We start from the raw sequence: 10646 nt of genomic DNA on the forward strand, positions 1-10646 counted from the left end.
CGTTGGTCGCGGGCTGGGATGCCCCGCCGTTCGGCCCCCATCCGCCACCGACCGTCGCCGGGTCTGCCGGCCGACGGGTTCTCGTCGGTGGCTCCCGCCAGACCCATCCAGCCTCACTCTGGGGCATCCCAGCCCGCTCCCTGTTCGGTATCCGTTTCCTGCGAGCGAGATTTCACGGTCGTCGAGCGGGCTTTCACGGTCGTCAGGCGAGGTTTCACGGTCGTCGAGCGAACGAGCCCCCTGGGGCGAGCGACGTCGAGACGTCGCAAGTCGCCGGTCGGGACCCACCCGGCCGTGCAGCCGCGTTCCTGCGGGAACGTCGTGTGTCGCATCTCGTTGCCGGATCGGCGCGTCTCGCCGACGGTGGCGCGTCTCGACGTCGGGCTGGGGCGTCTCGACGTCGGGCTCGTTCCTCGCCCTCGCTCGACGACCGTGTGCGGGCGTCGGATCCGTCTCGGATCCTGGCGAGGTTTCACGGTCGAGCGAGGTTTCACGGTCGTCGAGCGAGCGAGCCCCCTGGGGCGAGCGACGTCGAGACGCCGCAAGTCGCCGGTCGGGACCCACCCGGCCGTGCAGCCGCGTTCCCGCGGGAACGCGTTGTGTCGCATCTCGCCGGCGGATCGGCGCATTCCACCGGTGGCGGGTCTCGCCCTCGGGCGCACGTAGTGGGAGTGCGATGTCAGTCATAGATGCCTTCCAGCCACCAGCCGGTGGTGGACTTCACGAGCAGGTAGGCGCTCTGCGGGGTCACCACCTGGATGCGGGAGAGCTCGCGCCCGGCGGCGACGTCCCACCAGCGCTCGTCGCTGTGCCACGGTCCGGCCCAGCCGGTGACCGGCTCGCGGCGCCCGTCGCGGTGGAGCAGCACGGCCGGCGGCTCGCTGAGGAAGCCGCGCTCGTCGATGCCCACGACGGCGTGCTGCCCGCGCACGACGACGGACTCCGGCGGCGCCAGCAGCCGGGACGGCGCGGGGTCGGGCAGCCGCCCGGGCCACGGCGCCTCCGGGTCGCGCCGCGGCCGGTCGCTCTCGCCCCACGGGGTGAACGTGCAGAACTCGCGCGGGGAGCGTCCTCCGTTGCGCACCGGGGTGAGGATCGCCGTGTGGTCGAGCATGCTCTGCACGCGGGTGAACGCCCGGTGCACCTTCTCGTCGTCGCGACCGCCGCCGTAGAGCTGATCGGGATGCTCGCCGACCCGATCGACCTCGCGCGGGCCGAGGGTGACGGAGGTGAGCGCACCGAGCAGCGCGCCGCCGCCGTCGATCCCGAGCCGGGTCGCGCCGTTGGCGGGGCTCGCCGCCTGCACCTGCCACCGGATGCGGTCGACCACGTCGGCCGCCGTGAACCACCGGGGATGCCGCCACACCCGCTGCGACCGTGCACCCCGGTCGTCCTCGAGCAGGACGTCGAGGACGGTGCACACCAGATCGTGCCGGGCCAGCCGCTCGACGAAGCGATCGGCGTGCCGGCGCATGGTGAAGGCGATGACGTCGACGCGGTCGAGCGGCGGATCGAGGTCGACGTGCGCGCTGAGCTCGGGGGGAGGCGTGCGGACGGCGAGCCGGCGACGCTCCTTGCCGGCGGCGAGCCGGTGCGCGGCGGCGCCGTCCGCGCCGAACCGCGCCGAGACCTGGTTCGCCGGCAGGGAGGCGAACTGGGCGAGGGTGCGCAGTCCCATGCGGCGCAGCAGATCGGCCAGCTCGGGCATGTCCAGCGCCTCGACGGGAAGGTGGGCGAGGAACTCCGTGGAGCGCCCCGGGGGCACGACACGGTCTTGCCGGGCGGCCTGCATCGCGGCGAACGGTCCGTCGGCGATCCCGAACCGCGCCTCGGCGAAGCCCAGGCTCTCGAGGTACTCGCCGATCGCGTCGATGAGCTGCGGTTCGCCGCCGAAGTAGCGCGCCGGACCCCGCGCCCCGGTCGCGCACATGCCCGGACGGATCAGCTCGACGCCGGGGGAGAGCTGCTCCATCGCGCGCAGCAGCGGCTCGAACGCGCGCGCGTCGTCGTCCGGATTGTGCTCGGCCCAGGTCAACGACGGCACCCGGGACTGCGCGTCGCGACGCCGCATGCCCCGGCGTACGCCGCCCGCCCGCGCCGCGGCCGAGCAGGCGAGCACGGCTCCCTTGTCGAGGACGACGAGCGGGGCGTCCTCGGCGGCGTCGGGGAACGCGGAGATCACCGGCCAGTCCGGGTACCACATGACCAGCACCCGCGCGGGCGTGTGCTCCAGGAAGGAGTCGTCGAAGAGGGTGGGCGCGCTCATCGCACCGCTCGCAGGCTCGGTGGCATCGGCGCGGCCGGTGCCGAGGCGGTGCGCTCCACCGGCCGGACGCCGCCGTCCGGCGCGGGCAGCCAGAGCCGTTCGGTGACCGGCGCACCCTTGCCGCTGAGCGTCACCAGCGCGTGACGCGCGCTGAGGTAGCCGCGGCCGTCGCTGCCCACCCCGACCCACTGGCTGTCGGTGACGGTGAGCCGCGCCTCGGCGCCGCTCCACCGCCTGCCGTGCACGACCAGCGTGCAGCCACGGTGCCGCAGCCGAGCGGCCAGCCGCCGCAGGTCGCCGTCCCCGGCCGGTGCCGACGGGGCCAGCAGGACGACGTCGACGGCGTCGGCGAGGGTGGCGACCACGTCGAGCCAGTGGCTGCCCGGGTCGGGGACGACGGCGAACCGATCGAGGTCGATGCCCAGCCCGGCGGCGGACTGCACACCCAGCTGCGGCATCCCGACCGCGGCGCACCAGCCGCCGTCCTGGCTGGCGCCGGCGGCCATCGCCAGGCTCAGGGAGGTCGACCCCTCGACCAGGTAGCTGCTGCCGCAGCGCAGCCCCGCGCCCAGCAGGCCGGTCAGGCCGTCGACGACCCGGTGGTAGCGGCCCTCGACGTCCGATCCGGTCTGCAGCGGCGTACGCGCCGCGGAGGCCAGCGACGAGGCGCGCATGATCGGCAGATCAGCGAGTGCCGTCGCGAGGGATGTCGTTGCCACTCATCCATCTTCGAACAAGCGTTCGAGAATGGCAAGCGGTTGTGGTCCGTCCCTAGTCGGTCGGTGGCGCGGCGTCCGTCGGCACCGGGAGCCCGCTCGGGGCCTCGAACGGGGCATTCGGCGTCGCGGTGAAGGCCACGCTGAACCCGCCCTGCTCGGGAGCGGTGCCGGTGCTGAAGGTCAGCGGGATCGACTCGACCGCACCTGCCACATCGGTCGACAGGGCGATGTCGACGACGATCTGGACGGTCTGCCCGGGAGCGATGTCCGCCAGCGGCGCGACGAGCGGGGTGTCGGCGCAGTCCTTGTTCGTCGAGTCCGGCCGCGGGAGACCATCGACGGAGACGCTGCAGATCGACGGGGAGGCGGTCCCGGGAACCGCGGTCAGCCCCGTGAACTCGCCGATCGTCAGGGTGGGGTTCTGGTAGGCGGCGGCCTTGCCGGGCTCGCCGCTGTTCGTGATCTCGAACGCGACCCGCGCGACCGAGAGCAGGGCGTTCGGCGGTGTCCCCACCTCCGCGGTGAGCTGGGTGCCCGGCGGCGTGGGGTAGGACGGCGAGGCCGTCGTGGTCGGGTCGGCGCTGGTCCGCTCGTCCGGCGGGACCGGCGGGGTCGTGCTCGGGTCCGGCGACGCGGACGTCGACGCGGGCGACTCGGTGGTCGAGGCGGCTGCTTCGGCGTCCGGGTCCGGGGCGGACGGCGGCACCTGCTCCTCGCTCGGCTGCGGCGTCTCGGTGCTGGGCAGCGCGGGGATGGTCGGGTCGAGGGCGGGGATCTGCTCGATCACCGGCGGGATCGTCGGGAGGTTCTCCAGGTCCTCGTCGGTGTACGGGCCGCCGCTCGGCAGCGGGGCTCCGGATCCGCCGGACGGGCCGAGGCCGGTGCTGGACGCCGGCGCGGACGGCGCGCTCTTCGGGAGCGACACGCCGGAGGTGGCCGTCGCGACCGCGCCGCCCTTGGCGGCCGGCCCGGGATCGTCGTAGCTCGATCCGACGATGACCGCCGTGGCGATCGCCGCGACCGCGGCGGTGCCGGCGATCGCCCCGATCAGGCCGCGGGTGCTGCTTCCGGCGGGGCGGCCGTCCGCCGCTGCGGGCAAGGACTCGGCAGGTGGCTGCACGAAGGCTCCTGGGGTTGCGGTCGGTGCGGTCGTGATCGTCCCGGGCGGCGAGGATCCGGCGCTCCGGCAGCGGATCTCCGGCGCCGGACCACGCGAGCATGCCGAGCAGGGCCGCGAGACCATGCCGGACGTCGAGGGCAAAACAGCACCCATCGTACGGGGCGTCGGTGCCCCCGGATCGACGTACTCGCCAGGTCAGGGGCCGATATCGGTCCATATCGCCCGCATCCGGCCGCCGGTTCGGATATGTTCACACGTGGTTCACGAAATGGTCGCAAGCAAAGCCGGCCACCCCGTCGTCCGGCGCGGACATGCCGGGCAGGAGGGCTGTTCGATGACCATCCCGCCGTCGAGATCCGCGCCACGCGAGAACGAGCCACCCGCAGGGTTCTCTGCCCAGCTGCTGTGCTCGCTGTGGCGAACGGCGAGCCAGGAACGAGGCTGGCGCCACCCCGACGACTGGTGGACGCCGGCCGTCGACGCGGTGGCCGAGGCGGTGGTCGGCGACGGCGACATCGTGGAACGGTGCCGCGTGCTGGGCCGGCTGCGGGCCCGGGCGGGCATCTCGATGCAGGAGACCATCGACGACACGATGGTGATGGCGGGGCTGGTGCACGCCCTGCAGAAGCACCCGACGCACCTGGTCGACGCCCGGTCGGTCGAGGTCGACATGGTCGACCTCGTGAAGGCGGTGGCGATCGGCTGGTCCGAGGAGCCGCCCTGCCTCCAGCCCGCCGGCGAGCCCGACCGCGCGCTGCCGGACGCGACGTACCTGTCGGTGCGGCTCGGGGAGGTGTCGGCCGCGACCGAGTCCCGCGGCGTGGGCATGGACCAGGAGTACGCCCTGGTCGTCGCGTCGTTCCGGGGCCCGGTCGCGGCGGTGCCGCGCAGCACGGCGGGGATGTGGGAGCACAGCAGCCGGCTGGCCGCGCTCGCCGACGACCTGCGGGCAATCTTCGGCGCCGGTGAGACGATCGTGCAGGCCGGCGAGCGGGCGATGATCGCGCTCGCCCGCCGTACGGCGGCACTGCCCACGCAGGTCAGCGCGCTGCGCGAGCTGGTCGAGCGCCGCCGGAGCACCGGCGGCGCCGCTGCGCGCCCCGCCGTCGAGATCTGGGTCGAGGGCCTGCCGCGCAGCCTGCGGCAGGCGCGCGCCCTGGTGGCCGACCTCCGGCGCTGACCGGCCGCCGCACCGGAGCCGTCCCGACCGGTCGGCCGCATGCCGCGCGCGTCCGAGGCCGCCGGTACGGTGGTGGCCGTGGACAAACGCACCGGACTGCCCGTCGTCGGCATGGTGGGCGGCGGACAGCTGGCCCGGATGACCCATCAGGCGGCGATCGCGCTCGGCCAGTCGGTCCGGGTGCTGAGCGTCGGACCCGACGAGTCCGCGGCGCTGGTCGCGCGGGACGTCCAGCTCGGCACGCACACCGACCTCGCCGACCTCCAGGCCCTCGCGCAGCAGTGCGACGTCGTCACCTTCGACCACGAGCACGTCCCCGGTGAGCTGATCCAGCGCCTCGAGCAGGCTGGCGTCGAGGTGCATCCCGGTTCCGCCGCGCTCGCGCACGCCCAGAACAAGCTCGTCATGCGGCGCCGGATCGCCGACTGGGGCGGCGCGCAGCAGCCCCGCTGGGCGCAGGTCGCGACGGTCGAGGACGTCGTCGCGTTCGCCGACGACCGGTGGCCGGTCGTGCTCAAGGCCGCGACCGGCGGGTACGACGGCAAGGGCGTGTGGGTCGTGGGGAGCCAGGACGACGCCGCCGAGGTGGTCGAGGCCGCGGCCGCCGGCGGCTTCGAGATCCTCGCCGAGGAGCTGGTGCCGCTGCGCCGGGAGGTGGCCGCCCTCGTCGCGAGGTCGAAGTTCGGCCAGGTCAGCGCGTGGCCGGTGGTCGAGACCGTGCAGGAGGACGGCATCTGCGTCGAGGTCATCGCGCCCGCCCCCGACCTCGACGAGGACGACGCCGCGCAGATCACCTCGGTCGCCATCGCGCTGGCCACCGAGCTCGGCGTCACCGGCGTGATGGCGGTCGAGATGTTCCAGACCGACGACGGCCGCTACCTGGTCAACGAGCTCGCGATGCGCCCGCACAACTCGGGGCACTGGAGCATCGACGGCTCGGTCACCAGCCAGTTCGAGCAGCACCTGCGCGCCGTCCTGGACTACCCGCTGGGCGCCACCACCGCGCGGGCGCCGTACACCGTGATGGCCAACGTGCTCGGCGGCCCCGACGGCGGCCCGGGCATCGACGAGCGCGTGCACCACCTGATGGCGCGCTGGCCCGAGCTGAAGATCCACCTCTACGGCAAGCAGGTGCGGCCCGGACGCAAGATCGGCCACGTCACGGCGTACGGCGCGGACCTCGACCGGCTGCGCACGATCACCCGCCAGGCCGCCCGCTACCTACAAGAAGGAACCTTCGATGAGTGAGCTCGCGCCGTCGGTCGGCATCATCATGGGCAGCGACTCCGACTGGCCCGTCATGCAGGACGCCGCGGGCGCCCTCGACGAGTTCGGCGTGTCCTACGAGGCGCGCGTCGTCTCCGCGCACCGCATGCCGCGCGCGATGATCGAGTACGCCGAGACGGCGGCCGGCCGGGGAGTCCGGGTGATCATCGCGGGCGCCGGCGGCGCCGCCCACCTGCCGGGCATGGTCGCCTCGGTGACCACGCTGCCGGTCATCGGCGTCCCCGTCCCGCTGAAGTACCTCGACGGGATGGACTCGCTGCTGTCGATCGTGCAGATGCCGGCCGGCGTCCCGGTCGCCACCGTCTCGATCGGCGGGGCGCGCAACGCGGGGCTGCTCGCGGTCCGCATGCTCGCCTCCGGCGACGCCGCCCTGACGGCGCGGATGAGCGAGTTCCAGGACGCCCTGCGCGACGCCGCGGAGGCCAAGAACGCGCGGCTGCAGCAGCGCTAGGGCCGGCGAACCCGGCTGGGTATTCTGCACCTCAGACACACGCACATGGGAGGCCCTCGGATGAACCCCGATTTCGATGTCTACAAGCTCGACGACGAGCACGAGTACCTGCGCGAATCGGTGCGTGAGCTGAGCGAGGAGAAGATCGCGCCGTACGCCGCCGAGGTCGACGAGGAGTCGCGCTTCCCGCACGAGGCCCGCGACGCGCTCACCAAGGCCGGCTTCCACGCGGTGCACATCCCGGAGGAGTACGACGGCGCCGGCGCCGACTCGATCGCGGCCTGCATCGTGATCGAGGAGGTCGCCCGCGTGTGCATGTCGAGCTCGCTGATCCCGGCGGTCAACAAGCTCGGCTCGATGCCGATCATCCTGTCGGCGTCCGACGAGCTCAAGCGCAAGGTGCTGCCCTCGATCGCCTCGGGCGAGTCGATGATCAGCTACGGGCTCTCCGAGCGCGAGGCCGGCTCCGACGCGGCCGCCATGAAGACGCGCGCGCAGAAGGACGGCGACAGCTACGTCCTCAACGGCACCAAGGCGTGGATCACCAACTCCGGCGAGTCGGACTGGTACACCGTCATGGCCGTCACCGACCCCGAGAAGCGGGCCAACGGCATCTCGGCGTTCGTCGTCCACAAGGACGACGACGGGTTCGAGGTGGGTGCGAAGGAGAAGAAGCTCGGCATCAAGGGCTCGCCCACCTGCGAGCTGCACTTCACCAACTGCGTGATCCCGGCCGACCGGATGATCGGCGACGAGGGCACCGGCTTCAAGACGGCCCTCAAGACTCTCGACCACACCCGCCCGACCATCGGCATCCAGGCCGTCGGCGTCGCGCAGGGCGCGCTCGACGTCGCCATCTCGTACATCAAGGACCGCAAGCAGTTCGGCACCCGGATCGCCGATTTTCAAGGGATCCAGTGGATGGTCGCCGACATGGCGATGAAGATCGAGGCGGCGCGGCAGATGTGCTACATCGCCGCCGCGCGTGCCGAGCGTGGTGAGAAGAACCTCGGCTTCATCTCCTCCGCGGCCAAGTGCATGGCCTCCGACGTGGCCATGGAGGTCACGACGAACGCCGTCCAGCTGCTCGGCGGCGCGGGCTACACCCGCGACTTCCCGGTCGAGCGGATGATGCGCGACGCCAAGATCACCCAGATCTACGAGGGCACCAACCAGGTGCAGCGGATCGTGATGGCCCGCGCGATCCTCGGTCGCTAGGGGGGGACTTGCGGGTCAGAGCCAGGCGGTGCGCCGCAGCGGGGGATCGCTCCCGCCGGGACGCTGCACGAGCACCTGGTTCACGCCCATGTCGCCGGCCTCGAACGCGAGGGCGCTGGCGGCCATGTACAGCCGCCACACCCGCGCGCGCCCGTCGCCGGCCGCCGTGACAGCCTCGTCCCAGTGCTGCTCGAGGCGCCGGACCCAGCTGCGCAGCGTCAGCGCGTAGTGCCGGCGCAGCGCCTCGACGTCGAGGACCTCGAACCGCTGTGCCTCCAGCGCGGCCACGACCTCGTGCAGGGGCAGCAGCTCGCCGTCGGGGAAGACGTACCGGGCGATGAACGTGTCCGAGTCCCAGCTCGTCGCGCCGGCGTTCCACGAGATGGCGTGGTTGAGCAGCCGTCCGCCCGGCCGCAGCAGGTCGTGCAGGCGCGCGACGTACGTCGGCAGCGCCGTACGGCCGACGTGCTCGGACATGCCGATCGAGCTGATCGCGTCGTACGGGCCGTCGGTGACGTCGCGGTAGTCCTGCACGCGGATCTCCACCCGCTCGGCCAGCCCCGCATCGGCGGCTCGGGCACGGGCCAGCCGGGCCTGCTCGCCGGAAAGCGTGACGCCGACGACGTCCACGTCGTACCGCTCGGCGGCGTGCAGCGCGAGGCTGCCCCACCCGCAGCCGACGTCCAGCAGCCGCATGCCCGGGCGGAGGCCGAGCTTGCGGCAGACCAGGTCCAGCTTCGCCTTCTGTGCCGCGTCGAGGCCGGTGTCCTCGTCGTCCCAGACGGCGCAGGAGTAGACCATCGACGGCCCGAGGACGAGCGCGTAGAAGTCGTTGCCGACGTCGTAGTGGTGAGTGACGGCGGCGGCGTCGCCGGCGCGGGTGTGCCGGCGTCGGCGCCGGGTGGGCACGACCTCCTCGGGCGGGACCGGCGGTGGCGGTCCCACGGCCCCGAGCCGGACGGCGGTGCGCAGCAGGCGGAGCCGGTCGCGCAGCGACACGCCGCGCGGCTGCCCGGCGGCCGCCCACCGGCCGACGGAGGTGAGCGCCGCGAACGTGTCGAACACGTCGTCCTCGATGTCGATCTCGCCGGCGACGTACGCCCGGCCGAGTCCGAGCTCGCCGGGGGCCCACGCCAGCCGGCGCACCGCGCGTCGCGAGCGGATCGTGATCGCGGGCGCTCCCACGGGGCCCGCCTCGCTGCCGTCCCAGGCCCGCAGCCGCAACGGGATCTCGTCGGCGCCGAGGACGACGCCCAGGGCCTCCGCGAGCCGCGCCGCGGCACCGCCGGTGCTCGTCATGCTGCCTCCAGGTCTGCGGGCCGTGCCGCTGAGCCTCGCATCCCGCACTGTACCGAGGGCCGTTCTGCGGGGCAGTGAGGAACGCTGGGGCGTCCATAGCGTCCCTGGCAGCCTCGCAGATCCCCTCCGGGGGGTGGCTCCAGCCAGGCCCGGGATCGTCGGCGGGTAATGTGCGCACCTGGTAAAGCGGGGATTCGGCACGAGGACATTGATGACGGCAGAGACGACGAATACGCAGAGCTCGGTGTCGGTACGCGACGTGAGCAAGGTGTTCTTCGCCGGAAGCGCGCCGGTCTGGGCCCTCGAGAACGTCTCGCTCGAGGTGGCGCCCGGGTCCTTCACCTGCATCGTCGGGCCCTCCGGCTGCGGCAAGTCGACCCTGCTGCGGATCATCGGCGGCCTCGAGCAGGCCACCAGCGGCGAGGTCGACATCCGGAACGCCGACGACCAGATCCCGGCCGCGTTCGTCTTCCAGGAGCACGGCGTGTTCCCGTGGCACAACGTCCTCGACAACGTCGCGTTCGGGCTCCGGCAGAAGAAGGTCGCCCGTGCCGAGCGGTACGCCGTCGCGCGTGACTGGCTGGCGCGCGTCGGGCTGAGCGGCTTCGAGAAGTCCTACCCGCACGAGCTGTCCGGCGGCATGCGCCAGCGGATCGCCATCGCGCGGGCGTTCGCGACCGGCTCGTCGCTGCTGCTGATGGACGAGCCGCTCGGCGCGCTCGACGCGCAGACCCGCCTGCTGATGCAGGAAGAGCTCGTGCGGCTGTGGGAGGCGGAGCGCAAGACCGTCGTGATGGTGACCCACGGCATCGAGGAGGCGCTGCTGCTGGGCGACCGCGTCATCGCGATGACCGCGCGGCCCGGCCGGATCAAGGAGGACATCGACGTGCCGTTCGCCCGCCCGAGGTCGATGGAGCTCGAGCGCACCGCCGAGTTCGCGCAGGCTCGCCATCACGTGTGGGAGCTGCTGCGGGACGAGGTCAAGGTCACGGAGGAGGGCCGATGAGCACCGACGCCGTCGACCGCGGCACGCCGACCGACGCCGTCGCGGGCACGTCCTCGGGCGCCGTCGCCGGCGGCGCGGGCGCGCCGTCGGGCGCACCGAC

General features: G+C 73.1%; 9 protein-coding genes. 5 read left to right on the top strand and 4 right to left on the bottom strand.

Annotated elements, in window-relative coordinates:
* Nucleotides 1–679: 679 nt before the first annotated feature.
* Genes F8A92_RS14265 through F8A92_RS14275 form a run of 3 tightly spaced genes read right to left on the bottom strand, consistent with a single transcriptional unit; the run spans nucleotide 680 to nucleotide 4105 of the window.
* Complete coding sequence (locus F8A92_RS14265) at nucleotides 680–2266, bottom strand: DNA polymerase Y family protein (protein ID WP_153505837.1); 1587 nt, start codon at nucleotides 2264–2266, stop codon at nucleotides 680–682.
* Nucleotides 2263–2985, bottom strand: coding sequence for a hypothetical protein (locus tag F8A92_RS14270; protein ID WP_153505838.1), 723 nt, complete (start codon nucleotides 2983–2985; stop codon nucleotides 2263–2265). Before F8A92_RS14270 ends, F8A92_RS14265 begins: the two co-directional genes overlap by 4 nt.
* A 52-nt stretch (nucleotides 2986–3037) precedes the next feature.
* Entirely contained in the window at nucleotides 3038–4105 is a 1068-nt protein-coding gene (locus F8A92_RS14275) for a hypothetical protein (protein WP_153505839.1), read from the bottom strand.
* 334 nt (nucleotides 4106–4439) lie between these two features.
* Between F8A92_RS14275 and F8A92_RS14280 the strand changes: the two genes are divergently transcribed.
* The 4 genes from F8A92_RS14280 to F8A92_RS14295 all read left to right on the top strand — a co-directional run bounded on the left by F8A92_RS14280 (nucleotide 4440) and on the right by F8A92_RS14295 (nucleotide 8241).
* Nucleotides 4440–5285, top strand: coding sequence for a hypothetical protein (locus F8A92_RS14280; protein WP_153505840.1), 846 nt, complete (start codon nucleotides 4440–4442; stop codon nucleotides 5283–5285).
* Between the two features lie 78 nt (nucleotides 5286–5363).
* On the top strand, nucleotides 5364–6533 hold the full coding sequence (locus F8A92_RS14285; protein WP_153505841.1) for a 5-(carboxyamino)imidazole ribonucleotide synthase: 1170 nt from the start codon (nucleotides 5364–5366) through the stop codon (nucleotides 6531–6533).
* Entirely contained in the window at nucleotides 6526–7023 is a 498-nt protein-coding gene (purE, locus tag F8A92_RS14290; RefSeq protein ID WP_153505842.1) for a 5-(carboxyamino)imidazole ribonucleotide mutase, read from the top strand. Before F8A92_RS14285 ends, purE begins: the two co-directional genes overlap by 8 nt.
* 60 nt (nucleotides 7024–7083) lie before the next feature.
* A complete protein-coding gene (locus F8A92_RS14295) occupies nucleotides 7084–8241 on the top strand; it encodes an acyl-CoA dehydrogenase family protein (RefSeq protein ID WP_153505843.1) in 1158 nt (385 codons plus the stop codon).
* Nucleotides 8242–8256: 15 nt separating this feature from the next.
* Here F8A92_RS14295 and F8A92_RS14300 read toward each other — a convergent pair whose 3' ends face one another.
* Complete coding sequence (locus F8A92_RS14300; RefSeq protein WP_153505844.1) at nucleotides 8257–9540, bottom strand: class I SAM-dependent methyltransferase; 1284 nt, start codon at nucleotides 9538–9540, stop codon at nucleotides 8257–8259.
* Between the two features lie 211 nt (nucleotides 9541–9751).
* Between F8A92_RS14300 and F8A92_RS14305 the strand changes: the two genes are divergently transcribed.
* A complete protein-coding gene (locus F8A92_RS14305; RefSeq protein WP_194291506.1) occupies nucleotides 9752–10546 on the top strand; it encodes an ABC transporter ATP-binding protein in 795 nt (264 codons plus the stop codon).
* Nucleotides 10547–10646: the final 100 nt, after the last annotated feature.

It is taken from the genome of Cumulibacter manganitolerans (assembly GCF_009602465.1).
Lineage (GTDB): Bacteria > Actinomycetota > Actinomycetes > Mycobacteriales > Antricoccaceae > Cumulibacter > Cumulibacter manganitolerans.

What these genes read in the sequence shown, in the direction of transcription:
- F8A92_RS14265 (WP_153505837.1), bottom strand. Translation starts at nt 2,266, where the DNA reads ATGAGCGCGCCCACCCTCTTCGACGACTCCTTCCTGGAGCACACGCCC.
- F8A92_RS14280 (WP_153505840.1), top strand. Translation starts at nt 4,440, where the DNA reads ATGACCATCCCGCCGTCGAGATCCGCGCCACGCGAGAACGAGCCACCC.
- purE (WP_153505842.1), top strand. Translation starts at nt 6,526, where the DNA reads ATGAGTGAGCTCGCGCCGTCGGTCGGCATCATCATGGGCAGCGACTCC.
- F8A92_RS14295 (WP_153505843.1), top strand. Translation starts at nt 7,084, where the DNA reads ATGAACCCCGATTTCGATGTCTACAAGCTCGACGACGAGCACGAGTAC.
- F8A92_RS14300 (WP_153505844.1), bottom strand. Translation starts at nt 9,540, where the DNA reads ATGACGAGCACCGGCGGTGCCGCGGCGCGGCTCGCGGAGGCCCTGGGC.
- F8A92_RS14305 (WP_194291506.1), top strand. Translation starts at nt 9,752, where the DNA reads ATGACGGCAGAGACGACGAATACGCAGAGCTCGGTGTCGGTACGCGAC.